23 protein-coding genes and 1 pseudogene are annotated in these 24869 nt (G+C 52.5%); 14 read left to right on the top strand and 10 right to left on the bottom strand.

Annotation, left to right across the window (positions count from 1 at the left end; genetic code table 11):
• Positions 1-70: 70 nt before the first annotated feature.
• The gene (gene ydfG, locus NMC31_RS09260; RefSeq protein ID WP_253897719.1) at positions 71-820 is read left to right on the top strand and encodes a bifunctional NADP-dependent 3-hydroxy acid dehydrogenase/3-hydroxypropionate dehydrogenase YdfG; all 750 of its coding nucleotides are present in this window, start codon (positions 71-73) and stop codon (positions 818-820) included.
• 93 nt (positions 821-913) lie between these two features.
• The gene (locus NMC31_RS09255; RefSeq protein WP_015964445.1) at positions 914-1600 is read left to right on the top strand and encodes a GntR family transcriptional regulator; all 687 of its coding nucleotides are present in this window, start codon (positions 914-916) and stop codon (positions 1598-1600) included.
• 40 nt (positions 1601-1640) lie between these two features.
• Here the strand turns inward: NMC31_RS09255 and NMC31_RS09250 are convergent, their stop codons facing one another.
• Positions 1641-2075, bottom strand: a complete 435-nt coding sequence (locus tag NMC31_RS09250; RefSeq protein WP_253897718.1) for a universal stress protein — start codon at positions 2073-2075, stop codon at positions 1641-1643.
• A 295-nt stretch (positions 2076-2370) separates the two neighbouring features.
• Here NMC31_RS09250 and ydfZ point away from each other — a divergent pair, with 295 nt between their 5' ends.
• Positions 2371-2574, top strand: coding sequence for a putative selenium delivery protein YdfZ (gene ydfZ, locus NMC31_RS09245; RefSeq protein ID WP_149463521.1), 204 nt, complete (start codon positions 2371-2373; stop codon positions 2572-2574).
• Between the two features lie 325 nt (positions 2575-2899).
• Positions 2900-4057, top strand: coding sequence for an integrase core domain-containing protein (locus tag NMC31_RS09240; protein ID WP_253897717.1), 1158 nt, complete (start codon positions 2900-2902; stop codon positions 4055-4057).
• A 78-nt stretch (positions 4058-4135) separates the two neighbouring features.
• Here NMC31_RS09240 and NMC31_RS09235 read toward each other — a convergent pair whose 3' ends face one another.
• The 6 genes from NMC31_RS09235 to NMC31_RS09210 all read right to left on the bottom strand — a co-directional run bounded on the left by NMC31_RS09235 (position 4136) and on the right by NMC31_RS09210 (position 10367).
• Positions 4136-5596 (bottom strand): mannitol dehydrogenase family protein, encoded by a 1461-nt coding sequence (locus NMC31_RS09235; protein ID WP_253897716.1) that lies wholly within the window; start codon positions 5594-5596, stop codon positions 4136-4138.
• Between the two features lie 172 nt (positions 5597-5768).
• Positions 5769-7145, bottom strand: a complete 1377-nt coding sequence (locus NMC31_RS09230) for an MFS transporter (protein WP_149463523.1) — start codon at positions 7143-7145, stop codon at positions 5769-5771.
• 58 nt (positions 7146-7203) lie between these two features.
• Positions 7204-8220 (bottom strand): Zn-dependent oxidoreductase, encoded by a 1017-nt coding sequence (locus NMC31_RS09225; protein WP_253897715.1) that lies wholly within the window; start codon positions 8218-8220, stop codon positions 7204-7206.
• Positions 8221-8234: 14 nt separating this feature from the next.
• Positions 8235-9449, bottom strand: coding sequence for a starvation-sensing protein RspA (gene rspA / locus NMC31_RS09220; protein ID WP_253897714.1), 1215 nt, complete (start codon positions 9447-9449; stop codon positions 8235-8237).
• Between the two features lie 148 nt (positions 9450-9597).
• Complete coding sequence (locus NMC31_RS09215; protein WP_253897757.1) at positions 9598-9957, bottom strand: helix-turn-helix domain-containing protein; 360 nt, start codon at positions 9955-9957, stop codon at positions 9598-9600.
• An 83-nt stretch (positions 9958-10040) separates the two neighbouring features.
• Entirely contained in the window at positions 10041-10367 is a 327-nt protein-coding gene (locus tag NMC31_RS09210; protein ID WP_015964453.1) for a YnfA family protein, read from the bottom strand.
• A gap of 139 nt (positions 10368-10506) precedes the next feature.
• Here NMC31_RS09210 and NMC31_RS09205 point away from each other — a divergent pair, with 139 nt between their 5' ends.
• Entirely contained in the window at positions 10507-10848 is a 342-nt protein-coding gene (locus NMC31_RS09205; RefSeq protein ID WP_149463527.1) for a DUF1283 family protein, read from the top strand.
• 77 nt (positions 10849-10925) lie between these two features.
• Entirely contained in the window at positions 10926-11486 is a 561-nt protein-coding gene (gene speG / locus NMC31_RS09200) for a spermidine N1-acetyltransferase (RefSeq protein ID WP_149463528.1), read from the top strand.
• On the opposite strand, the gene NMC31_RS09195 is transcribed toward speG, so the two are convergent.
• Positions 11480-12190 (bottom strand): YnfC family lipoprotein, encoded by a 711-nt coding sequence (locus NMC31_RS09195; RefSeq protein ID WP_253897713.1) that lies wholly within the window; start codon positions 12188-12190, stop codon positions 11480-11482. The genes speG and NMC31_RS09195 overlap by 7 nt on opposite strands.
• 101 nt (positions 12191-12291) lie before the next feature.
• Between NMC31_RS09195 and NMC31_RS09190 the strand changes: the two genes are divergently transcribed.
• The 8 genes and pseudogenes from NMC31_RS09190 (at position 12292) to clcB (ending at position 22826) form a co-directional block, all read left to right on the top strand.
• On the top strand, positions 12292-12561 hold the full coding sequence (locus NMC31_RS09190) for a DUF1161 domain-containing protein (protein ID WP_253897712.1): 270 nt from the start codon (positions 12292-12294) through the stop codon (positions 12559-12561).
• A 143-nt stretch (positions 12562-12704) separates the two neighbouring features.
• A pseudogene (gene ynfE, locus NMC31_RS09185) lies at positions 12705-15141 on the top strand (selenate/tellurate reductase subunit YnfE).
• A gap of 67 nt (positions 15142-15208) precedes the next feature.
• A complete protein-coding gene (ynfF, locus tag NMC31_RS09180) occupies positions 15209-17644 on the top strand; it encodes a selenate/tellurate reductase subunit YnfF (protein WP_253897711.1) in 2436 nt (811 codons plus the stop codon).
• Positions 17645-17912: 268 nt separating this feature from the next.
• A complete protein-coding gene (osmY, locus tag NMC31_RS09175) occupies positions 17913-18623 on the top strand; it encodes an osmoprotectant ABC transporter permease OsmY (protein WP_253897710.1) in 711 nt (236 codons plus the stop codon).
• A gap of 16 nt (positions 18624-18639) precedes the next feature.
• Entirely contained in the window at positions 18640-19542 is a 903-nt protein-coding gene (gene osmX / locus NMC31_RS09170; RefSeq protein WP_149463847.1) for an osmoprotectant ABC transporter substrate-binding protein OsmX, read from the top strand.
• A gap of 9 nt (positions 19543-19551) precedes the next feature.
• Positions 19552-20199: an osmoprotectant ABC transporter permease OsmW gene (osmW, locus tag NMC31_RS09165; RefSeq protein WP_015964466.1), complete on the top strand. Its 648-nt coding sequence runs from the start codon at positions 19552-19554 to the stop codon at positions 20197-20199.
• The gene (gene osmV, locus NMC31_RS09160) at positions 20199-21347 is read left to right on the top strand and encodes an osmoprotectant ABC transporter ATP-binding protein OsmV (RefSeq protein ID WP_253897709.1); all 1149 of its coding nucleotides are present in this window, start codon (positions 20199-20201) and stop codon (positions 21345-21347) included. The genes osmW and osmV overlap by 1 nt, the downstream gene beginning before the upstream one ends.
• A 186-nt stretch (positions 21348-21533) precedes the next feature.
• On the top strand, positions 21534-22826 hold the full coding sequence (gene clcB / locus NMC31_RS09155; protein WP_253897708.1) for a voltage-gated ClC-type chloride channel ClcB: 1293 nt from the start codon (positions 21534-21536) through the stop codon (positions 22824-22826).
• Here clcB and bioD read toward each other — a convergent pair.
• Both bioD and mlc read right to left on the bottom strand, forming a co-directional pair.
• On the bottom strand, positions 22779-23474 hold the full coding sequence (bioD, locus tag NMC31_RS09150; RefSeq protein WP_149463844.1) for a dethiobiotin synthase: 696 nt from the start codon (positions 23472-23474) through the stop codon (positions 22779-22781). The two genes, clcB and bioD, sit on opposite strands and share 48 nt — an antisense overlap.
• A gap of 127 nt (positions 23475-23601) precedes the next feature.
• Positions 23602-24822, bottom strand: a complete 1221-nt coding sequence (mlc, locus tag NMC31_RS09145) for a sugar metabolism global transcriptional regulator Mlc (protein ID WP_253897707.1) — start codon at positions 24820-24822, stop codon at positions 23602-23604.
• Between the last annotated feature and the right edge of the window lie 47 nt (positions 24823-24869).

Below are 24869 nucleotides of genomic sequence, written 5' to 3'. Positions count from 1 at the left end.
CAATCACTTCCCGCGATGGAAAGGAGCGTGCTATCGTAATAACACACAAAAAGCGTTGAGGAACAGAGAGATGATCATACTGGTTACCGGGGCAACGGCAGGTTTTGGTGAAAGCATTACGCGTCGTTTTGTCGCCAATGGGCACAAAGTGATTGCCACAGGACGCCGCCAGGAGCGCCTGCAGGTGTTGAAAGAGGAACTCGGCGATAGCGTGCTGACAGTGCAACTGGACGTTCGCAACCGCGCCGCAATCGAAGAAGCGTTGAGCCAGTTGCCCGCTGAATGGCAGGCGATTGATATTCTGGTGAACAACGCCGGACTGGCGCTGGGTATGGAACCAGCGCACAAAGCCAGCGTAGAAGACTGGGAAAACATGATCGACACCAACAACAAAGGTCTGGTGTACATGACCCGCGCCGTGTTGCCGGGAATGGTTGAGCGCAATCGCGGCCATATTATCAATATTGGTTCCACCGCCGGAAGCTGGCCCTATGCAGGCGGTAACGTCTATGGCGCAACCAAGGCGTTCGTGCGTCAGTTCAGCCTGAATTTACGTACCGATCTGCACGGCACTGCCGTTCGCGTAACCGATATCGAACCGGGTCTGGTCGGCGGTACCGAGTTTTCGAATGTGCGTTTCAAAGGTGACGATGCCAAAGCAGGTAAAACCTATGAAAACACTAATGCACTGACGCCGGAAGATGTGACCGAAGCGGTTTGGTGGGTGGCAACGCTGCCAAAACATGTCAACATCAACACCGTTGAAATGATGCCGGTTAGCCAGACTTACGCAGGCCTGAGCGTTCACCGTCAAAATTGATGTTTTTAGCCCTGCCCGACGCCCGTCGGGTATGGGCTCAGCAGCAAAAAAAGCGTAAAATAGAGGCCAAAATCAGCGAATAAGAATGAGTCAATGGCCGCCGAAACACAACTGAACCCAACACAGCCCGTCAATCAGCAAATTTATCGCATTTTACGCCGCGATATCGTGCATTGCCTGATTCCCCCAGGAACGCCGCTTTCTGAAAAAGAGGTATCGATGCGCTTTGACGTTTCACGTCAGCCTGTTCGCGAAGCGTTTATTAAGCTGGCGGAAAATGGCCTGATTCAAATTCGCCCTCAGCGCGGTAGCTATGTCAATAAAATATCACTGTCTCAGGTGCGTAACGGCTGTTTTGTACGTCAGGCGATTGAGTGTGCGGTGGCGCGTCGGGCGGCGACCATGATCACCGATAAACAGCTCTATCAGCTGGAACAAAATCTTCACCAGCAGCGTATTGCCATCGACCGACTTCAGCATAATGATTTTTTCCAGCTTGATGATGAATTTCATCAGCTGTTATCACTGATTGCCGATTGTCAGCTGGCATGGGATACCATCGAGAATATTAAAGCGGCTATCGACCGCGTTCGCTATATGAGCCTTGACCATGTTTCCTCCCCCGATATGTTGCTGGCACAGCACCACGATATATTTCATGCACTGGAAAAGCGCGATCCGGATTTAGTGGAAAAAGCGATGACGCAGCATTTGCAGGAGATTAGCGAATCCGTGCAGTTAATTCGGCAGGAAAAACTCGACTGGTTTAGCGAAGAGTAATAGAAAGCCTTCACACTGGAGGTAAAGGCTTTCAGGTTGTTCAGGCCCCTCTGACGACCATGGTCGGTATCTCAGCGTGACGCAGAATCGACTCAGCATTGGAACCCAGCAAATGGGTTGTACCGCCAGGGTTGCGAGAGCCGATAACGATGGCATCGTAACCTTCCGTTTTGCTCATCGCGATAATCTCATCACGAATATTGCCAAACCGTACTTCGGTACGCAGTCGCGAAGCGGGAATATCCAGCATCTTCATCAGACGCTTCATTTTTATTTCCGACTCGTTAGACATAAACGCATTAAACTTTTTGATATCAGAGGCAAATCCGCGTAATAACGATCGACTGCTATTCGGCAGTACATTCACCAACGTGATCTCCCCCTCTTCACCCGCTAACCAGGCCGCGTGGCGCAATGCGTTGTCACTCAAATCCATTTCAAATACATCTACAGGCATCAATATTTTCTTGTACATAGCCCGATCTCCTTATTCCAGAGGAACTTTAGTGCAGCAAGGTAACAATGCCATAATTAAACTAAATAAATCCATAATACTTTCATGGATAAACTATCTCTTTTGAAAAGATTCGTCCGTTACTTCAGCTACTCTTAACTAACCTGTAGATATGTATAGGCCCGCTCTTTCCTTAAAAAAAACGTGTAATTGATCAAAAACAATTTAATTTTTTAGGTATAGGCGTATTTATAGAACCCGTCGTTGCCACATCCTGTTTTGTAACCGGCTTCGATATGAAATAGAGGAGAACACCATGATGACTTACGATCGTAACCGCAATGCAATTACTACTGGCAGCCGTGTAATGATTAATGGTACCGGGAAAACCGGCACTATCAAGGCGATTAAAGCAGACGGTATGACGCCTGGCCAGGTGCGCCGTAGCAAAACAGTTGAGATTGATGGTTGTGATGGACAGTTCGAGCCGATTGAGCTTATTCGTCTCGGCATGCACTAATTAGTGGTGTTATTCGGGTGGTCTTGTTCTGAGGCCGCCCGAAAATGGGTTTCCTGCCTGCGTTAAATTCCCGATTGAAATTATGTGCCTGCATTTTGCCGGATGGCGCTGCGCTTATCCAGCCTACGAAGAAAGTGCCTATCCGTCGGCCCGGCAAGTAACGCGCCACCGGGCAAATTACCGCAACAGGTGTCGGCATTCCGCAAACCGCACAACACCAAAACGTAGGCCCGGTAAGCAACGGGTATGAACCGGAAACATGGGTAACACTTTAGACCGGATACATGGGTAACAGTTATAACTGGCATAGAAGAGGAGACTCGCTATGCCCTGGACTGAGACCCGACCTATGCAACGCCTTGATTTCATTCGTGCCTGCCATGCAGGCACGGATTCCTTTTCCGCTCTTTGTCGTCTTTTTGGCATCAGCCGTAAAACCGGCTACAAATGGCTTGAGCGTTTTGACCCTTCTGACTTGTCATCTCTCTCTGACCGGTCGTGCGCTCCGCATTCCAACTCCCGGACGGTTCCGGATTATATCGTCGGACATCTCACTGCACTGCGGCAAAAACATCCTGACTGGGGGCCTAAAAAACTGCGAATGTGGTGCATCAACCACTCGGTGGATTTTGCCGTACCGGCTGCCAGCACCATCGGCGACATTCTTAAACGAGAGGGACTGGTGCCGGATAAAAAACGAAAACGCAAAACGCCGGGTAATCGCCAGCCGCTGACTATCATCAGTGAGAACAATCAGGTCTGGAGCGCTGATTTTAAAGGTTGCTTCAGACTGCTGAGCAGAGAGTACTGCCACCCTTTCACCCTGACGGACAATCACAGCCGATATATTCTGAGCTGCCGCGGAACATACCGTGAGAGCGAGCCCTTCGTCAGGCAATGCCTGACGGATGCGTTCCTGGAATACAGGCTCCCGGATGTGCTCAGAACGGACAACGGGCAGCCGTTCGCAGGAACGGGTATCGCCGGGTTAAGCCGCCTCGCGGTCTGGCTAATAAAGCTGGGCGTCAGACCGGAACGTATCCGGCTGGGTCATCCGGAGGAAAATGGTCGTCATGAGCGAATGCACCGTTCTCTGAAGAGTGCGCTGAAACTCGGAAACACCTTCATGACGATGGAAGAACAACAGCGATGGTTCAGTGACTACCGTGAAGAGTTTAATTATGAAAGGCCGCATGAAGCACTGGCCGGCGCAACGCCCGGAACGGTGTGGCGACCATCGAGCCGACAGTGGGATGGCAGAATTCCTGAATATGTTTATCCGGCAGAAGGTATGGTCTACAGGGTGAAATCGAGGGGAACACTTTATATGGGTAAAAAGGGGACTGTGTTTCTGAGTGAAGCGTTGACGGGTGAGTACATTATGCTAGAGGAACAAGATGATGGCCTGGAGGCCATCATCTTTAATGGAATAACACTTGCGTACTATGACCGCAGAACCCAGAGTGTACTTCGGATAGACTAAAGTGTTACCTATGTTCCCGGTCTGATCTGTCACCTATGTATCCGGTCATACATTAGCGCCACCGGGCAAATTAACGCATCAGGCGTTGGCAAATTCCGCAACCGTCGCCTTCGCACCTTTCGCCAGCAGTGACAGATACGCCTTCGTCACCTGCTCAACAAATTTCGCTTCATGCGGCAGTTCTTTACCGAAAATAGCCTCAATACCCAGCAGCGCTTTCACGCGGGCTTCGCCCTCTTCGCTTTGGGCAACGGTCGCCTGAATCACTGACAGAAGTGGATCGCACACTTCAATATCCTCGCCCTGCTCGTCTACGCCGCCAACATAGCGCATCCAGCCGGCAACACCCAGCGCCAGCAGGTTAAAACTGCTGTTATGCACCAGGTGCCAGCGGACAGAATCCAGCATACGCTGTGGCAGCTTCTGGCTCCCGTCCATCGCGATTTGCCAGGTACGGTGACGCAACGCCGGGTTGGTATAACGCTCAATCAGCAGATCGGCATAGCGAGAGAGATCCACACCCTGAACTTTCAGCGTCGGAGCCTGCTCCTTTAGCATCAGATCGTGTGCCGCGCGGCGATAGTTCTCATCACCCATGCAATCATTGATATGCTGATAGCCAGCCAGGTACCCCAGATACGCCAGGAAAGAGTGGCTGCCGTTAAGCATGCGCAGTTTCATCTCTTCGAACGGAATAACGTCTGAGACCAGTTCCGCGCCTGCTTTTTCCCACTCCGGGCGGCCAGCGACGAAGTTATCTTCAATCACCCACTGGCGGAACGGTTCACAAGCCACGCCAGCCGGATCGCGCACGCCAGTCAGTTGTTCAATTTTATCCAGCGTATCAGCAGTAACCGCCGGAACGATACGGTCAACCATGGTAGACGGGAACGTCACGTTCTGTTCAATCCATGCCGCCAGGTCTGCATCCACCGCGCGGGCATAGGCGGTAACGACATTACGCATCACGTGGCCGTTTTCCGGCATGTTGTCGCAAGACATCACGCTAAATGCTGGCAGGCCCGCGGCTTTACGACGCGCCAGTGCTTCAACAATGACGCCCGGCGCAGATTTAGGCTGATGCGGGTTTTCGATATCTGCGGCGATAAATGGATGATCGAGCATCAGTTGCCCGGTCGCCGGAGAGTGGCAATAGCCTTTTTCGGTGATCGTCAGAGAGACAATCGCCACCTGCGGTTCACACATTTTCGCGAGTACAGTTTCCAGACCGTCGACCTGCGCGTGCAGGGCTTCTTTGACCACGCCAACTACGCGCGCAGTCCATGCGTCGGCAGACATCTCTGCCACGGTGTATAAATTGTCCTGGTTCTTCAGATCAGCAATCTGCTGCTCGCCGCCAATCAGGTTAACTTCGGTGTAACCCCAATCACTGCCGTGCTCCGTGGCAAGGATATCTGCATAGATAGCCTGATGGGCGCGGTGAAAAGCACCAAAGCCAAGATGGACAATGCGCGGCACGAGTTTGCTGCGATCAAAGTTCGGGAGTGTTGCCTTAGCGGTTAATAGCTTATTTTGCATCTTTTTGACTCACTGTAGAGAACGTGGATTGCCATACTAGATTAACGAGTTCATTTGGCGTGTTTTTGATTTGAGTTAACTTATTGGCGATTGGTATGACATGATTTTTAAGTTGTGTGACAGGATTATGATTTTGATAAAAGCACACCGCGTAAGCAGTGTGCTTTTAATGTCAGATCATCTGCCCGGCTGCTCGCTGCTTCTCCGCCAGAGTGATATCCGCAGCATCATGCAGAATGCTTAAATCACGGTCGCGAACTTCTGGCATGAGTAGCGCAGAAATAAAGCCGATGAGCGAATAGCAAATAATCATAACCACAATCGGCATCCATGATCCTGTCATATTGCAGAAGATCCCCGCCAGAAGCGGACCGAACCCAACAGCAACCAGCCCCCCTAACTCTTTTGAAATCGCCATTCGTGTAAACCGGTTCTTCGAACCGAACATCTCTGCCATCGTGATGTTTTCAAGAGCAAATAATCCCAGCACCGCAAAATTATGAATAATGATAATGGAGGCCATAATCATACTCACGCTATAGCTTTTATCGACAATGATAGCCAGCATAGGATAAGCCAGTATCATCGCGGAGAAACTCAAGAGCATGTACGGGATCCGTCGACCATATTTGTCCGACAACCAGCCCAACAGTGGTATTGTCAAAAATCCCAGAACCGAACTTATCATCAGCGCATCGGTGGGAATGGCTTTATCAAATAACAGCGTTTGTACGAGATACCCTGCAAGGAAGGTCTGAATCAACCCTGAATTTCCCGCCTGACCAAAACGTAGTCCCGTCGCCAGCCAAAATGATTTACTGCGGAACATTGCCCCCACGGTATTCTCATCTGACACGGCTTTGGTAGGGGTGAGCTCTGCATCATTAACCTTTTCGAATACCGGGCTTTCTTTAAGGTTAAGTCTCAGCCAGATAGCAAAAATCATGACGACGACGCTTGCGAGGAACGGAATACGCCATCCCCATGCCACCAGTTCTTCACGATCCAGGACAAAGAACATAAATGCCCAAATTGCCGTCGCGCTTAAGGTGCCACAGTTGGTCCCCATCGCCACCAGCGACGATATAATCCCGCGTTTTCCTTTAGGCGCATACTCGGCCAGCATCGTTCCTGCGCCAGAAATCTCCGCTCCCGCTCCCAGCCCCTGAATAATACGCAGCGTGACCAACAATACTGGTGCAAAAATACCAATTTGCGCATAAGTTGGCAGCACGCCAATCAGCGTCGTACAAATACCCATCATTGTGATAGTAATAAACAGGACTTTCTTTCTACCTACCCTGTCGCCCATTTTTCCAAAGATAAAAGCACCTGCTATACGTGCGATATATCCTGCACCATAAGTGCCCATCGCCAGAATCAAGGCCATTGCTGCCGATTGTTCCGGGAAAAATATCTCGTGAAACACAAGTGCCGCACCCAATGAATAAAGCTGGAAATCCATAAACTCCAGGGCAGTACCAAGCCATCCGGACAGAGCAGCTCTTACGAGATCAGAAGTTGTTCTTTCATGTTTTACTTGAGTCATAGCGTTCATCTCTAAACGTTAGGATGCGTACAACTTAATCGCATGTTAATTATTGTTATTAGTTGAAGGTTAATAACACCTTGCAGCACGATTTTTGATCTTTCTCGAATAACTCTATGGCCTCACTGACCTGGGTGTAATTAAAGCGGTGAGTAATTAATTTGTCTGGGTCAATAAGTCCATTTTCCAGCCACTCCAGTACAACAGGAAATTTATTGGCATTAAGTCTTGAGGTATAAATAGAGATCTCTTTCCCGGTAATCGCCTGCTGAACAACGGTGGATGGCTCGCTCGAGAACCCCATGAGCACAATCCGTGCCGCGGGTGAAGCCAGCGTAATGGCCTCCTGTAAAATTGAAGGATGGCAGGCGGCATCAACGATCAGCGTCGGCTTGATTCCCTTCTCTTCAAGTAACGACGGCAATGACAGCGTACTGTTATTGATTACCCAGTCTGCACCATTCTTTTCAGCCATTGCTAATCGTTCATCAATTCGGTCAACCACAATGACTTGCTTGACCTGGTAAACATTTTTTAATGCCTGCAGCGTTGTCAGGCCCATCGGGCCAGCACCATAAATCAGTGCGATATCCTCTTTACGTGGTTCCACCTGGCCGGTGACATTCGCCGCAATTGTGAATGGCTCGACCATTACCGCATGATGATCGGCAATCGTCGGGGCAACAACCCAGGCATTCTTCGCCGGGACAACAGCATATTCACTGAATCCACCATCACGATGGACACCGAGAACAACCAGTGATGTACAGACATTAGGCTTGCCTACTGAGCAGGGATAACAATGACCACAACTGATAACGGGATCGACGCATACACGTTGACCCTGTAATTTATCCGTAACCCCTTCACCTACCGCATCAACGATGCCAAAAAACTCATGACCAATGACGCGTGAGTATTTCGCGAAAGGATTATGCCCACGATAAATATGACTATCTGAGCCGCAAATACCTGCCAGACTGATTTTTACACGTACTTCTCCCACACCAGGTGCTGGCAATGGACGTTCTTCAATGACAAGCTCATTGGGTTGTTGAACAACAATACTTTTCATTTTTTATTCCTTCCTTACCAGTTCCACAGAGTGCCATCTTCCAGACGCGCTACCGGCAAGTACGCCGGATCATACGGATATTTCGCCGCCAGCTTTTCGTCAAACTCAATACCCAGTCCCGGCTTATCGCCCGGATGCATATAGCCGTTGTCGAAGGTCCAGTTATGCGGGAAGACTTCCAGCATTTGCTCGGAATAGCCCATATATTCCTGAACGCCAAAGTTTGGCACCCACAGGTCAAAATGCAGTGCAGCGGCCATGCATACCGGTGACAGGTCGGATGGACCATGCGAGCCCGTACGTACCTGATAAAGTGAGGCGAAGTCCGCAATGCGGCGCATACCCGTAATCCCACCCGCGTGAGTGATAGTTGTGCGGATATAATCGATTAATTGCTCTTCAATAAGCTGTTTACAGTCCCAGATACTGTTGAAGACTTCACCGACTGCAATAGGCGTTACCGTATGCTGACGAATCAGGCGAAAACATTCCTGATTCTCTGCCGGAGTGGGATCTTCCATCCAGAACAGGCGATAGTCTTCCACGCTTTTACCGAAGCGCGCGGCTTCAATCGGTGTCAGGCGATGATGCATGTCATGTAGCAGGTGTTCGTCAAAACCAAACTTGCTACGCACGGCATCAAACAGCTTCGGTGTGAAGTCGAGGTACTTCTCTGTTGACCACAACTGCTCTTCTGGCCATTGCCCCTTGGTTGCCGGTTCATAAGCCAGCCCTTTTCCTTTTGACATCCCGTAGGTCGTCTTCATTCCCGGCACACCACACTGTACGCGAATGGCTTTGAACCCCATCTCTTTATGGCGCGCGTAATCATCCAGCACATCATCGATCGTGTGACCCGTGGTATGGCAATAAACCATCACACCGTCGCGCGATGCCCCACCCAACAACTGATAAAGGGGCATATTTGCGGCTTTTGCTTTGATATCCCACAAGGCCATATCCACAGCAGAAATCGCCGACATGGTGACCGGGCCACGACGCCAGTACGCGCCTTTATAAAAGAACTGCCAGATGTCTTCGATACGGTGTGCATCGCGCCCAATCAACTGTGGGCACAGGTGATCCTTCAGATATGAGGCAACGGAAAGCTCACGCCCGTTCAGGGTGGCATCGCCGTAGCCTACAAGCCCGTCAGATGTGGTAATTTTCAACGTGACAAAATTTCGCCCCGGGCAGGTAACAAAAACTTCAGCTCCTGTGATCTTCATCTTCAATCCTTACATCTCATCGGTTAATGGCGCTAAATTACACAACTGAGCTACTACCATACAAGTATTATGATCAAAAAATGACTATCGAGATCACAAAAAAGGGCGCTGTAAGTAAGCGCCCCTTTGGTACACACTCTTGTGCGTATCAAACACCAATTAGACTCTGAAGTGGAATGCCAAGCTGAGTATGTAACCGCCGTATCATCGGTAGGGTCAAATTTCGTGTACCTGCGAGAACTTCATAAACGCGATTAGATTTACCAATCGCAGGCTCCAGATCTTTAATACTGAGCCCTTGCTGTTCCATCCGAAACGTGATCGCCTCAATGGGATCGGGAGGCGCTATTGGATAATGTTTCTTCTCATACTCTTCAATGAGAAGGCACATCACCTCGAAATAATCCCCCTCAGGAGCCCCTTGCGCGGGTTCATTGTCAAACATGGGTGAAACAGTACGGAGCGCAGCCTCGTACTCTTCTTCATTCCTGATGGGTTTTAGTTGCATATTCATCATTCAAGCTCCACGGTCTCTGCATCAATCTTGTCGTATTCCCTATGAGTGCCAGGAAATTTGACGAATATCGTACATCACCCCCGCCCCCATCCCGCCACAATAATCAGCATGCCGCAGAACGCCACGCCCGCGCCTGCCCAGTCATACATGGAGAGTTTGACGCCATCCACCACCCGCAGCCAGATAAGCGCAGTGAGAATATACACGCCGCCATACGCGGCATAGACTCGCCCGCTGGCGGTAGGATGCAGGGTCAACAGCCAGACAAACATCGCCAACGCCAGTGCGGCAGGAATAAGCAGCAAGGGGGTCGCACCACGTTTAAGCCATAACCAGGGAAGGTAGCAGCCAAGGATTTCACACAGTGCCGTCGCAAAGAAAAGTAAGGATGTTTTTAACATTATTGTCGCAGCGTTAAGATTGGTTTAACGATGATACGGGATAATCCGCTGAAGGCGACCCTGTTTTTCCCGTGGGTATGCCGCTGAATCGAGTTGTAGTAAACTCTTAGCAGTTTTAGTTACGCCAAAGGAATCTGCAATGAATATGACATCTGGCAAACGCTTGTGCCTGACGGCGATGCTGGCACTGGGCGCGATTATGTATACAGCGTCGGCCTCTGCTAACACCAGCAAATTGATTATTGAATCGGGTGATAACGCCCAGACGCGTCAGGATGCCGCGATGGATAAAGAGCAGTGGAATGATACCCGTTCGCTGCGTAATAAGGTTAATACTCGCGTTGAGAAAGAGTGGGATAAAGAAGATGCCGCTTTCGATTCCCGCGATAAATGCCAGCAGAGCGCTAACGTGAACGCGTACTGGGAACCCAATACTCTGCGCTGCCTTGACCGCCGCACGGGTCGCGTCGTTAACCCCTAGTTGTTAACCTATAGTTGTTGGGCGTGTTTGCGCCCTTTTCCCCTTTTTATCCCATAGTCAGCCTGAAAGGATTTCACATGAGTGACGCCAGTAACGTCAGACTTCGTCCGCTCGAACGCGAAGACCTCCGCTTTGTCCACCAGCTCGATAATAACGCCAGCGTCATGCGTTACTGGTTTGAAGAGCCCTACGAAGCGTTTGTTGAACTCTCCGATCTCTATGACAAGCACATTCACGATCAAAGCGAACGTCGTTTTGTGGTGGAGTGCAACGGTGAGAAAGCGGGCCTGGTCGAATTAGTCGAAATTAACCACGTTCACCGCCGCGCGGAATTTCAGATTATTATTTCGCCGGAACACCAGGGTAAAGGGTTAGCCTCGAAAGCGGCAAAACTGGCGATGGATTACGGCTTTACGGTGCTTAACCTGTATAAGCTTTACCTGATTGTCGATAAAGAAAACGAAAAAGCGATTCATATCTATCGCAAACTCGGTTTTATGGTGGAAGGCGAGCTGATTCACGAATTCTTTATCAACGGCGAGTACCGAAACACCATCCGCATGTGTCTGTTCCAGCATCAATATATGGCGATGCACAAAACACCGTCGCCCGGATTACTGAAGCCGACGGCTCAGTAATAATCAATCACGTTTTTAATCGTATAGCGGAGCGTGACCGCCGGGTTCACGCTCATATCGACGACCTCGAGGTCGCAGCTAACCGGATTATCATGCCGGTCATAATCACAGCTCTGTTTAACGTTACCAACCGGCTGCTTATTCAGCAGGCTGACGGAGGTGTAATCGAGCTTTTTACGCGGATCGTCTGATGGCGTAGATAATACCGCCAGCGTATTTCCCTTCGTGAGCGACGTTTTACCCAGCGGATATCCTTCACTGTCATACTGATAATTCACTTCACGTTCCTTGCTGAGTGATTTCACCACAAAGCCATCGTCGTTTGTTTCCCAGGCAACGCCCGCAGACGGTAATTCCGCCAGCTGACATTTACCCTGCAACCGCACGCGTTTTTCCTGGGTCATGCCATCGACGTAATAATTGGCGTCCAGCACCAGCGTCGCCCCGGTGTTATTTTCCAGGTCATGAAACTCCAGCACGTCGAAGCAGCCCTCTTCGGACATCTGCCCGCTAACCCGCTTTGCCACCTCGCCCTTTTCATTCATTAGCGTCTGGCTAAAATCTTTAACCGGCCCGCGCAGCGGATCGAAATCAAACTCATTAGAAAAGCTCGCCATTTCTGGTGAAAATGCGGCTGGCGAGTCATTTTTATCGCAGGCTGCAAGTAGCGCTATAAATGGGGTCAGCAACAGAAGTCTCTTCACGCCAGGATCCTTTTTGGGGAATTTTCTCAATCATATTAGCAAATACAGTTATTTACACTAGCTTTGCTATACTTGATTTACATTTCAAAAAGGAGATTGCCATGAGATCTTCACGCTGGTTACTCGCGTTTCTGTTGGCCGGAGCCGCCGCGCCCGCGCTGGCGGCACCTGACTCATGTGAACGTGTCAGGAGTGATATTCAACAAAAAATCATCAACAACGGCGTTGCCGAAAGCGCATTTTCACTGGATATCGTGCCAAACGATCAGGCGGACCAGCCAGGCGCTCAGGTTGTCGGCCACTGCGCCAACGACACCTTTAAAATTATCTATACCCGCAGCGACAACGCCCCTTCCAGCGACGCACAATAAAATCGTAGCTGTCATCAAATATTATCCCTGGTTTGACCAGGGATAATTCTTTCCTACTCCTTAATATGTATGATCCGCTCACCATTAGCCGGTATTTAATTTCACTTTGAAATTAATTAAACAAAATAATAATGGAGTGAGCGATGTCAACAACGGAATCTCCCGCCGGGATAAGCCGGCGGACGCTTATCAAATCCTCAGCCGCAGGCTCACTGGCCCTGGTCGCGGGGGGATTATCTCTTCCTTTTGCCTTACATCCTGCCGCCGCCGCAGTTTCATCCGCAAATCAGCCCGAAGACAAAGTCGTTTGGGGCGCCTGCTCCGTCAACTGCGGCAGCCGCTGCGCTTTACGTCTGCACGTGCGCGATGACGAAGTGTACTGGGTTGAAACGGATAACACCGGTGATGATGTGTATGGCGATCACCAGGTACGCGCCTGCCTGCGTGGGCGCTCGATCCGACGCCGAATCAATCATCCGGACCGCCTTAATTACCCCATGAAACGCGTAGGTAAACGCGGAGAAGGTAAATTTGAGCGCATCAGCTGGGATGAAGCGCTGGATACCATCACCAATAGCCTGAAAAAAGTGGTGCATGAATACGGTAACGAAGCGGTGTATATCAACTACACCTCCGGGATCGTCGGCGGCAATATTACCCGTTCCTCCCCCTACGCTTCGTTAGTTGCCCGCCTGATGAACTGCTATGGCGGTTTTCTCAGTCACTATGGCACCTACAGCACCGCTCAAATCGCGGCGGCGATGCCCTACACCTACGGGTCAAACGAAGGCAACAGCACCTCCGATATCGAAAACACCAAACTGGTGGTGATGTTCGGCAATAATCCAGCGGAAACGCGTATGAGCGGCGGCGGGATTACTTATTTTCTTGAACAAGCGCGTGAACGCTCAAATGCGCGCATGATCGTTATCGATCCTCGTTATACCGATACCGCCGCGGGCCGTGAAGATGAGTGGATCCCCATTCGCCCCGGTACCGATGCTGCGCTGGTGGCGGGAATTGCCTGGGTGTTGATTAACGAAAATCTGGTTGATCAGCCTTTCCTTGATAAATATTGCGTCGGTTACGACGAGAAAACACTACCAGAAGATGCGCCTGCGAACGGCCATTATAAGGCATATATTCTCGGCCAGGGCGAGGACGGTATCGCCAAAACCCCGGCGTGGGCCTCGCATATTACCGGCATTCCTGTCGATCGCATTATTAAGCTCGCCCGTGAAATTGGCACGGCTAAACCTGCGTATATTTGCCAGGGCTGGGGGCCACAGCGTCAGGCTAACGGCGAACAAACGTCCCGCGCGATCGCGATGCTTCCCATTCTTACCGGTAATGTGGGCATCAACGGTGGTAACAGCGGCGCGCGAGAATCAACCTACACCATTACCATCGAACGTATGCCATTGCCGGAAAACCCGGTGAAAACGCAAATCTCCTGCTTTAGCTGGACGGATGCCATCGACCACGGCCCGGAAATGACCGCCCTGCGCGATGGTGTACGTGGCAAAGAAAAACTTGATGTGCCTATCAAGTTCATCTGGAACTACGCGGGTAACACCATTACCAATCAGCATTCCGATATCAACCGCACCCATGACATTTTACAGGATGAGTCAAAGTGCGAAATGATTGTGGTTATCGAGAACTTTATGACCTCATCGGCGAAGTACGCCGATATTCTGCTGCCTGACCTGATGACCGTTGAACAGGAAGACATTATTCCCAACGATTACGCCGGGAATATGGGCTACCTGATTTTCATCCAGCCCGCCACCGCGCCAAAATTTGAGCGTAAACCTATCTACTGGATCACCAGCGAAGTCGCAAAGCGTCTGGGCCCGGATATCCACCAGCGCTTCACCGAAGGGCGCACTCAGGAAGAGTGGCTACGCTATCTTTACGCCAAAATGGAAGCCAAAGACCCTGCGCTACCCTCTTATAATGCGCTGAAAAAGATGGGGATCTATAAGCGTAAAGATCCGAACGGCCATTTTGTTGCGTATAAAGCCTTCCGCGACGATCCGCAAGCGAACCCGCTGAAAACGCCGTCCGGAAAAATTGAGATTTACTCCAGCCGTCTGGCGAAAATCGCCAACAGCTGGGAGCTGCAAAAAGATGAGGTCATCAGCCCGCTTCCCGTTTATGCCTCCACCTTCGAAGGTTGGGACGACCCGAAACGCAGCCAGTTCCCGCTTCAGCTGTTCGGTTTCCACTATAAAGCCCGCACGCACTCCAGCTACGGCAACGTGGATGTATTACAAGCCGCCTGCCGTCAGGAAGTGTGGATTAACCCGGTCGACGCGCAGCCGCGCGGGATCGCTAACGGCGATATGGTGCGCGTCTTTAACGATCGTGGTGAAGTGCGTCTTCCTGCAAAAGTCACCCCCACGCATTCTGCCTGGCGTCAGCGCCATGGGCCAGGGCGCGTGGCATGATGCCAATATGACGGGCGATAAAATCGACCACGGCGGCTGCGTCAACACCCTCACCACTCAGCGCCCCTCCCCGCTGGCGAAAGGTAATCCACAGCACACCAATCTGGTACAAGTCGAAAAGGTATAACGCGTTTTGCCCGAGTGTCTTTTGGCTCGGGCGTTTTAATTATGGAAAAGCAAATAAGTGAGTCACTATGAAAATCATCGCGCCTGAGGCGCTTATGACGGCGAAGATTAGCCGCCGAAATCTGGTGAAAACCTCCGCGATAGGCGGCCTGGCCGCCGCCAGCAGCGCCTTCACACTGCCATTTACCCGCATCGCAAATGCGGCGGATAAACTGGCGCCGGTGGAGGAAAAAGCAGTCTGGAGTTCGTGTACCGTAAACTGCGGCAGTCGCTGCCTGTTACGGCTTCACGTCAAAGACGACAGCGTTTATTGGGTGGAATCAGACACCACTGGCGAAGATATCTACGGCAACCATCAGGTTCGCGCCTGTCTGCGCGGGCGCTCGATTCGCCGCCGAATGAATCACCCGGATCGCCTGAAATACCCGATGAAACGCGTCGGTAAGCGTGGTGAAGGCAAATTCGAGCGTATTTCGTGGGATGAAGCGCTGGACACCATCGGCGATAACCTGAAACGCATTCTGAAAGATTACGGTAACGAAGCGGTGCACGTGCTCTACGGCACCGGCGTCGACGGCGGCAACATCACCAACTCTAACGTGCCTTATCGCCTGATGAACTCATGCGGCGGTTACCTGAGCCGTTACGGCAGCTACAGTACCGCACAAATCAGCGCCGCCATGAGCTACATGTTCGGCAGCAACGATGGCAATAGCCCGGACGATATCGCTAACACCAAACTGGTGGTGATGTTCGGCAACAACCCGGCGGAAACGCGCATGAGCGGCGGCGGCGTCACTTATTATGTGGAACAGGCGCGCGAACGCTCGAATGCCCGCATGATAGTCATCGACCCGCGCTATAACGACACCGCTGCCGGACGTGAAGATGAGTGGCTGCCGATTCGCCCTGGCACCGACGGCGCGCTGGCCGCGGCAATCGCCTGGGTGTTAATCACTGAAAACCTTGTCGACCAACCTTTCCTCGATAAATACTGCGTCGGCTACGACGAAAAAACACTGCCCGCCAGCGCCCCGCGTAATGCGCACTACAAAGCCTATATTCTGGGTGATGGCCCCGATGGCATCGCGAAAACGCCTGAATGGGCGGCGCAAATTACCAGCATTCCGGCGGATAAAATCATTAAGCTGGCGCGTGAAATCGGTAGCGCAAAACCGGCCTACATCTGCCAGGGCTGGGGGCCGCAGCGTCACTCAAACGGCGAGCAAAACGCCCGCGCCATCGCCATGCTGTCCATTTTAACGGGCAACGTCGGCATCAACGGCGGGAACTCCGGCGTGCGTGAAGGTACCTGGGATCTCGGCGTGGAGTGGTTCTCGATGCTCGATAACCCGGTGAAGACACAAATCTCTGTCTTCACCTGGCCGGACGCTATTGACCACGGCGAGAAGATGACCGCCATCCACGACGGCGTGCGCGGGAAAGATAAACTCGACGTGCCGATTAAGTTCATGTGGTGCTATGCCAGCAATACGCTTATCAACCAGAACGGTAATATCAGCCGCACCCATGAGATTTTGCAGGACGACAGCAAGTGCGAAATGATTGTCGGCATCGAACATTTCATGACGGCGTCGGCAAAATATTGCGACATTCTGCTGCCCGATCTCATGCCGACCGAGCAGGAAGATCTGATTTCTCATGAATCCGCCGGGAACATGGGTTACGTCATCCTCGGTCAACCGGCAACCAGCCGGAAGTTCGAACGTCGTCCGATTTATGAGATTCTTTCTGAAATCGCCAAACGTCTGGGCCCGGATGTGTATCAAACCTTCACCGAAGGCCGCTCGCAGCATGAATGGGTTCAGTATCTGCACGCCAAAACCAAAGAACGTAACCCGGAAATGCCGTCTTATGAGGAGATGAAAACTCTCGGCATCTTCAAGAAAAAATGTCCGGAAGAACACTATGTTGCCTTCCGCGATTTCCGTGAAAATCCGGCGGCGAATCCGCTGAAAACGCCATCAGGGAAAATCGAGATCTACTCTGAACGGCTGGCAGATATCGCTAAAACCTGGGAGCTGAAAGAGGATGAAATCATTCACCCGCTGCCGGCCTATGCGCCAGGCTTCGACGGCGTGAGCGACCCTGCACGGAAAACCTATCCGCTGCAGTTAACCGGTTTCCACTATAAAGCGCGTACCCACTCCAGCTACGGCAATATTGACGTGCTGCAACAGGCCTGCCCGCAGGAAATCTGGATCAACCCGGTCGATGCGCAGCCGCGCGGCATTGCTAATGGCGATACCGTTCGTGTCTCCAGCCAGCACGGCCAGATGCTAATCCCAGCGAAAGTCACGCCGCGCATTTTGCCAGGCGTCACCGCCATCGGACAAGGCGCATGGCTGAAAGCCGATATGTTCGGCGATCGTCTCGATCACGGCGGCAGTATCAACATTCTCACCTCTCACCGTCCATCACCGCTGGCGCAATGGCACTCTCAGTTGCTGATTCCCGTCGCCGTGAAAACGCTGTATCGATAATGTCCGTCGTGCCGGATAGTGGCGTAAAAACGCCTTATCCGGTCACTTTAATTGTGACAACGTCACTTCAAACAATGACTTTTAAGACTATTCTATATCCCCCCCGCAAACCGTTCTCCCGTATAGCCAACTCACTGATTTCGCTCAAAAGCTGCACAAAATAAATACCCCTATTTCTGGAATACCTGACCATGCATTGCTATAGGTCAAATGCGTCACTGTGAATATGACGCGTTAATAAAAACCTATAACAGGGAGAAACACAGCAATGCAGGCTTCCCCCCTTATGCGCTTTCTGGGCTTTACAGGCGCGATTGTTCTTGTTCTGGCGCTCCTCGCCTGGGGTATCGGACTGGACACGATAAAAGCCCGTCAGGTTGACCTGATCTATCTGGGTCAACAACACCTTAAACTCGTCTTTATCTCGATGTTTTTTGCCCTGCTGGTCGGCATTCCCAGCGGTATCCTGCTGAGTCGCCCTGCGGCGAAAGGGATTGCCGAATATGTGATGCAGATTTTCAACGTTGGTAACACGCTGCCGCCGCTGGCAGTACTGGCGCTGGCGATGGTTGTCATCGGGATTGGTGATATCCCTGCTATCGTGGCGCTTTTCCTCGCCTCGTTACTGCCAATTGTGCGTAACACCTACTCCGGCCTGAAGTCGGTCCCGCCTTCGCTGATTGAAGCGGCGAACGGTATTGGCATGACGAAGTTGCAACGGCTTTGGCAGGTCGAACTGCCTAACGCCTGGCCGGTGATGCTGTCAGGGATTCGCATCGCAACCGCTATCAACGTCGGTACGGCCCCGCTCGCCTTCCTGATCGGTGCCAGCAGCTACGGCGAACTGATTTTCCCGGGTATCTACCTTAACGACTTCCCAACCCTGATTTTAGGCGCAACGGCCACCGCCCTGTTTGCCCTGATTCTTGATTCTCTGCTCGCCTGGCTTGGACGCGTGCTTAGCCCCCATACAGCCTGAACATAAGGAGCGTGACATGACTTTTAAAAAACAGCTGCTGGGGTGGTTTAGTGCCACGTTACTGTTTGCCGGAACCGTACAGGCCGCGCCGATTACCCTGGCCACCAAAAGTTTTACCGAACAGCATATTTTATCGGCGATGACCGTGCAGTATCTGCAAAAGAAAGGGTTCCAGGTACAGCCGCAAACCAATATCGCGACCGTTATCTCGCGTAACGCGATGATCAACAAACAGATTGATATGACGTGGGAGTACACCGGTACCTCACTGATTATCTTTAATCACATCAACAAACGAATGAGCCCGCAGGAGTCTTACGACACGGTAAAACGGCTGGATGCCAAACTGGGCCTGGTGTGGCTTAAACCAGCGGATATGAACAACACCTATGCCTTCGCCATGCAGCGTAAGCGCGCGGAAGCAGAAGGCATTACCACCATGTCGCAAATGGTGGAGAAGATTGAGCATATCCGCCAGACCGACCCGGATAAAAACTGGCGTCTGGGGCTGGACCTCGAATTCGCCGGGCGCAGTGACGGCATGAAACCGTTGCAGGAAGCCTACAACATGCCGCTTGATCGCCCGCAGATCCGCCAGATGGACCCAGGTCTGGTCTATAACGCGGTACGAGATGGTTTTGTCGATGCCGGGCTTATCTACACCACCGATGGTCGCGTGAAAGGCTTCGACCTGAAAGTGCTGGAGGATGACAAAGGTTTCTTCCCGAGTTACGCCGTGACGCCGGTGGTGCGTAAAGACGTGCTGGAGGCCAATCCGGGTCTTGAAGAGGCGCTGGATACCCTCTCCGGCCTGCTCAATAACGATGTGATCGCCACGCTCAACGCGCAGGTGGATATCGACCATCAAACCCCGCAGCAGGTGGCCCGTAAATTCCTGCAAGACAAAGGCATGCTGTAAGGAGCGCTTATGGACACGTTGCATTACATGATGGACAACGCAGGGTACCTTGCTACGCTCACCCTTCAGCACCTGTGGCTGGTGGCGCTGGCAGTGGGCCTTGCGATTATTATTGGCGTACCGCTCGGCATTCTCATCGTGCGCCATAAGTGGCTGGCGACGCCGGTACTGAGTGTCGCGACACTGCTGCTGACCATTCCGTCTATCGCCCTTTTTGGCCTCATGATCCCGCTATTTTCGCTGATCGGTCACGGGATTGGCGTATTGCCCGCCGTCACCGCCGTTTTTCTCTATTCACTGCTGCCGATTGTACGCAACACGCATACGGCGCTGGACGCCCTGCCGCCGGGCCTGCGTGAAGCAGGACGTGGGATCGGCATGACCTTCTGGCAGCGTCTGCGCTGGGTAGAAATTCCGATGGCATTACCGGTGATTTTCGGTGGTATTCGCACCGCCGTGGTGATGAACATTGGCGTGATGGCAATTGCGGCCGTCATTGGCGCAGGCGGGCTGGGATTACTGTTACTGAACGGCATCGGCGGAAGTGACATCCGCATGTTGATCGCTGGCGCACTGATGATTTGCTTACTGGCGATTGTGCTCGACTGGCTGCTGCATCGCCTGCAAATCGCTCTGACACCGAAGGGGATACGATAATGATAAAACTGGAAAACCTCACTAAACAATTTTCACAGAAAAACGGTCAACCGTTAAAGGCCGTTGATAACGTGAACCTGAATGTGCCAGAAGGCGAAATGTGCGTATTGCTGGGGCCGTCCGGCTGTGGCAAAACCACCACCCTGAAGATGATTAACCGCCTGATTAAACCGAGCAGCGGGACCATCCTCATCAACGGGCAAAATACCGATGAGATGGATACAGTAACGCTGCGTCGCAACATTGGCTATGTTATCCAGCAAATTGGTCTGTTCCCGAATATGACCATTGAAGAAAACATCACCGTGGTGCCACGCATGTTGGGCTGGGATAAATCCCGCTGCAAAACCCGTGCACAGGAACTGATGGAAATGGTGGCGCTGGATTCGAAAAAATTCCTTCATCGCTACCCCAAAGAGATGTCCGGCGGCCAGCAACAGCGTATTGGCGTGATCCGCGCGCTGGCGGCGGATCCGCCGGTGCTGCTGATGGATGAACCTTTCGGCGCAGTCGACCCCATCAACCGTGAAGTGATTCAGAACCAGTTCCTGGAGATGCAGCGAGCCCTGAAGAAAACGGTCATGCTGGTGAGTCATGATATCGATGAAGCACTGAAACTGGGCGACCGTATCGCGGTATTCCGACAGGGGCGTATTGTTCAGTGCGCCAGCCCGGATGAGTTGCTGGCGAAACCGGCTAATGAATTCGTCGGCTCATTTGTCGGCCAGGATCGCACGCTGAAGCGCCTGCTCCTGGTCTCGGCAGGCGATGTTACCGACCAGCAACCGACGATCACCGCCCGCAGTTCAACGCCGCTTGCCGAAGCGTTCGGTATTATGGATGACAACGACATTCGTGCACTGACCGTGGTGGATGAGGAAGGCAAACCGCTCGGATTTGTGAAGCGCCGCGAAGCGCGTCAGGCGAGCGGCGTATGTTCTGACTTGATTCACCCGTTCCGCGTCACCGGCAAGGCAGAAGATAACCTGCGCGTGGTGCTGTCGAAACTCTATGAGAGCAACACCAGCTGGATGCCGATTGTCGATGAGGACGGGCGCTATAACGGCGAGATATCGCAGGATTACATTGCCGATTACCTCAGCTCCGGACGTACGCGTCGGGCGCTGAATATTTATAGCGAGAACTAAGCCCTCACCCCGGCCCTCTCCCACAGGGAGAGGGAGAAAACCGCACACACTTAACCACTGGCACGAACGGTCCCCTCTCCCTGTGGGAGAGGGTTAGGGTGAGGGGGATCCGCACCCACAGCTTTTGCATCTCCCCTGCTTTCCCCGCAAAATAGCCGCCTGAACTTCTTTGTGTTGAAACCGCTCATGCAACGTCTTCACGCTTATCCCGATCTGCGCACCATGCTACGTCGTCTGCTGTTTGCCGCCATTACTGGCGTACTTGCCGCATTGGCCGTCGCAGGGTTTCGCCATGCCATGCTGTTTCTGGAGTGGCTTTTCCTCAGCAACGATACCGGCAGTCTCGTTAACGCCGCGACGGGGCTTTCCGCCTGGCGGCGCGTGCTGACGCCTGCACTCGGTGGATTTGCGGCGGGAATGCTCTTGTGGGGCTGGCAGCGACGGAATCAACAACGGCCTCACGCGCCCACGGACTACATGGAAGCGCTGCGCACCGACGGGCAATTTGATTATGGCGCCAGCCTGGTCAAATCCCTGGCATCGTTACTGGTGGTGGTCAGCGGCAGCGCCATTGGCCGTGAAGGTGCGATGATCCTGCTGGCGGCACTGGCGGCGTCGTGGTTTGCTCAACGATTTACCGCACACGACGAATGGAAATTGTGGATTGCCTGTGGTGCCGCCGCCGGGATGGCGAGCGCCTACCACGCACCGCTGGCAGGCAGCCTGTTTATCGCTGAAATTCTGTTTGGCACGCTGATTCTGGCCTCGCTTGGCCCGGTCGTGGTGTCTGCTGTTGTCGCGTTGCTGACCACACATATTATTGGTGGCGGCAGCGAACCTCTATACACCGTCAACCTACCGGCAACGCTCAGCGTAACAGCCTACGTGTTAATTATCGCCACCGGTCTGCTGGCGGGCGTATGTGGCCCGTTATTGATGTGGTTAATGAATGCCACGCACAACCTCTTTTTGCGCCTGAAACTCTCTCCGCCCTGGCAACTGGCGCTCGGCGGGTTGATTGTTGGCCTGCTGTCGCTACTGACGCCTGCGGTCTGGGGAAATGGCTACAGCGTGGTGCATGCCTCCTTGCTCTCTCCGCCGTTGCTTGCCGCTATTACAGGGATATTCATCTGTAAACTATTGGCGATCCTCGCCAGTAGCGGTTCCGGCGCACCGGGCGGTGTGTTTACGCCAACGCTGTTTCTGGGAATGGCAGTGGGTATGCTGTTTGCGCAGCTGTGTGGGATTTGGCTACCCGATCAGCCGTTAATGGCTGTCCTACTGGGGATGAGCGGAATGGCGACGCTGCTGGCGGCAACCACACATGCGCCGATCATGTCGACATTGATGATTTGTGAAATGACCGGGCAATATAGCGTTCTGCCCGGTTTATTGATTGCCTGCGTGCTGGCGTCAGTGCTGTCGCGAACCTTACGCCAGGATTCTATCTACCGTGAGCACACTACTCAGCATGGATAAGTCAATGTAATGGCTCAATTCACGTTGTTCAGGACGCGGCAGATACGGTAACTCACCTATCAGCGGCCCGGGCAGTTTTTTACTCAGCACATCAATGATTTCAGCATAATGCGCCAGACCGGGGTTGATGCGGTTCGCCACCCAGCCAATGAGCGGCAGGCCGTCGTTAGCGATGGCCTGAGCCGTCAGCAGCGCATGATTGATGCACCCTTCCTGAATCCCGACCACCATCACAACCGGCAATTGCTCCTGAACCACCCATTCAGAAAGCGGGCGCAGGTCATTCATCAGACTGCGCCAGCCGCCGGTCCCTTCAACGACCACGTTGTCCACTTTCTCGCTCAGGCTGGCGAGCCCGTTTGACAACAGTGTGTAGTTAATTGGGCAGCTGTGCGCGACGCTGCTCTCTTCTTCACTCAGGGCAATCGGGTTCACCGCATCGTACGGCAGTTCCAGCGATGACACGCTTTGCAGCACCAGCGCATCTTTGTTGCGTAACCCTTCAGGGGTCTCTTTGCTGCCTTTTGCCACAGGTTTGTACCCGGCTACTCGTTTCCCGCTGGCTGCCAGCGCCTGCAGTAGCGCACGGGAAACCACCGTCTTGCCGACAGAAGTATCAGTACCAGTAATAAAGAAACGGTTAAGCATTACTAACTCCACAGTTATGCCGGTGAAATATACAGACCAGTAATAATTTAAAGTGGTGAAAGTCTACGTGATGAACCAGAAACCCGGCTTGAGATAGCGCAATTTTTTGCGCGACAGTGAAAAAATGTTAACCCTGTAACAGTCGAATTAGCAGCGATCCGTTATAGAGCGCATCTTTGACCAGCGCCGCCCCGGCCATCGTGCCACGGTTTGAGAACTGAGTCTGTTCAACGGAGATATGCTTGCTGTAAGCCGGAAGTGACTGCTGACGAATACAGTCGCTGATCGCCGGGAAGAGGATATCGGCAGCCTGATTAAACGGCGAACCGATAAGTATTTTTTGTGGATTGAATAAATTCACCATGATGGCCAGGATGCGCCCGACGTTGGTGCCAACGCTGGTGATGATATCTTTTGCCAGTAAATCGCCCTTAACTGCCGCCAGACACAGCGACTCCACCGTCAGCGGCTGCTGATGCAGCATCGAACTCATCGACTGATGCATTCGCACCTGCGCCAGCTCCAGTACGCTCTCAACGCTGGCGATGGTTTCCAGGCAGCCGTGGTTACCGCAGTAACAACGTTTTCCGTAAGGATCGACCTGCGTATGGCCAATCTCCACCAGGCTACTGCTGCCCGCATGAAGCAGACGACCGTCGGTGATCACCCCCGCGCCCACGTTATGATCAATCACCACCTGAATGACATCCCGCGCCCCGCGTGATGCACCAAACAGCGCCTCAGCCATGGTCCATGCACTGATATCATGCTGAATATAAACAGGTACGCCCGTATGCGCCGCCAGGGTTTCCCCAAGCGGCATATCTTTCACATCCTCGTAAAAAGGCATCCGGTGAATGATTCCGCTTTCCGTATCAATGATTCCGGGAAGCGTAATGGCGATAGCCGTTAAACGCTCCAGCTTGCCCTGATGGCGAATAAAGAACTGATCGATTTGCGTGATAATGCGGTTCAAAAGCGGTTGTGGGTCCTGAAGCGCCAGTTCGAGACGCTCTTCGACCACCAGCTTACTGCTGAGATCGCGAAGCGCGAGGTGAATTTCCCCCCGGCTGATACGCAGCGCCAGATAGTGCCAGGCTTCCGTTTCCACCATCAAACCGACGGCTGGACGCCCCCTGCTGCCGGGTTCCTGAATTTCAGTTTCCTGCACCAGGTGCGCTTCGAGCATTTCACGTACAATTTTGGTAATACTGGCCGGTGCCAGTTGCGCCAGCCGGGAGAGGTCGATACGCGACACCGGGCCAAGCTGATCAATCAGGCGATACACCGCGCCCGCATTGGTCTGCTTTATTTGATCGATATGGCCTGGCTGACTGTCCGCTACCACCGTAGACTCCCTTTATTTTCGCGCTTCGAAATAATCTCAGGGCTATG

Origin of the sequence: Pseudocitrobacter vendiensis, from assembly GCF_943590815.1 — a bacterium.
Taxonomy (GTDB): domain Bacteria; phylum Pseudomonadota; class Gammaproteobacteria; order Enterobacterales; family Enterobacteriaceae; genus Pseudocitrobacter; species Pseudocitrobacter vendiensis.
This window is presented reverse-complemented; position numbering and strand designations above follow the sequence as displayed.

Bases quoted from the DNA above. Each gene is read 5' to 3' on its own strand.
- NMC31_RS09210 (WP_015964453.1), bottom strand. From the start codon at position 10,367: ATGTTAAAAACATCCTTACTTTTCTTTGCGACGGCACTGTGTGAAATC.
- NMC31_RS09215 (WP_253897757.1), bottom strand. From the start codon at position 9,957: ATGCAACTAAAACCCATCAGGAATGAAGAAGAGTACGAGGCTGCGCTC.
- speG (WP_149463528.1), top strand. From the start codon at position 10,926: ATGAGTGACGCCAGTAACGTCAGACTTCGTCCGCTCGAACGCGAAGAC.
- bioD (WP_149463844.1), bottom strand. From the start codon at position 23,474: ATGCTTAACCGTTTCTTTATTACTGGTACTGATACTTCTGTCGGCAAG.
- NMC31_RS09205 (WP_149463527.1), top strand. From the start codon at position 10,507: ATGAATATGACATCTGGCAAACGCTTGTGCCTGACGGCGATGCTGGCA.
- NMC31_RS09230 (WP_149463523.1), bottom strand. From the start codon at position 7,145: ATGACTCAAGTAAAACATGAAAGAACAACTTCTGATCTCGTAAGAGCT.
- rspA (WP_253897714.1), bottom strand. From the start codon at position 9,449: ATGAAGATCACAGGAGCTGAAGTTTTTGTTACCTGCCCGGGGCGAAAT.
- NMC31_RS09190 (WP_253897712.1), top strand. From the start codon at position 12,292: ATGAGATCTTCACGCTGGTTACTCGCGTTTCTGTTGGCCGGAGCCGCC.
- NMC31_RS09240 (WP_253897717.1), top strand. From the start codon at position 2,900: ATGCCCTGGACTGAGACCCGACCTATGCAACGCCTTGATTTCATTCGT.
- NMC31_RS09235 (WP_253897716.1), bottom strand. From the start codon at position 5,596: ATGCAAAATAAGCTATTAACCGCTAAGGCAACACTCCCGAACTTTGAT.
- NMC31_RS09250 (WP_253897718.1), bottom strand. From the start codon at position 2,075: ATGTACAAGAAAATATTGATGCCTGTAGATGTATTTGAAATGGATTTG.
- clcB (WP_253897708.1), top strand. From the start codon at position 21,534: ATGCAACGTCTTCACGCTTATCCCGATCTGCGCACCATGCTACGTCGT.
- osmW (WP_015964466.1), top strand. From the start codon at position 19,552: ATGGACACGTTGCATTACATGATGGACAACGCAGGGTACCTTGCTACG.
- ydfG (WP_253897719.1), top strand. From the start codon at position 71: ATGATCATACTGGTTACCGGGGCAACGGCAGGTTTTGGTGAAAGCATT.
- NMC31_RS09255 (WP_015964445.1), top strand. From the start codon at position 914: ATGGCCGCCGAAACACAACTGAACCCAACACAGCCCGTCAATCAGCAA.
- osmV (WP_253897709.1), top strand. From the start codon at position 20,199: ATGATAAAACTGGAAAACCTCACTAAACAATTTTCACAGAAAAACGGT.
- NMC31_RS09225 (WP_253897715.1), bottom strand. From the start codon at position 8,220: ATGAAAAGTATTGTTGTTCAACAACCCAATGAGCTTGTCATTGAAGAA.
- osmY (WP_253897710.1), top strand. From the start codon at position 17,913: ATGCAGGCTTCCCCCCTTATGCGCTTTCTGGGCTTTACAGGCGCGATT.
- ydfZ (WP_149463521.1), top strand. From the start codon at position 2,371: ATGATGACTTACGATCGTAACCGCAATGCAATTACTACTGGCAGCCGT.
- osmX (WP_149463847.1), top strand. From the start codon at position 18,640: ATGACTTTTAAAAAACAGCTGCTGGGGTGGTTTAGTGCCACGTTACTG.
- ynfF (WP_253897711.1), top strand. From the start codon at position 15,209: ATGAAAATCATCGCGCCTGAGGCGCTTATGACGGCGAAGATTAGCCGC.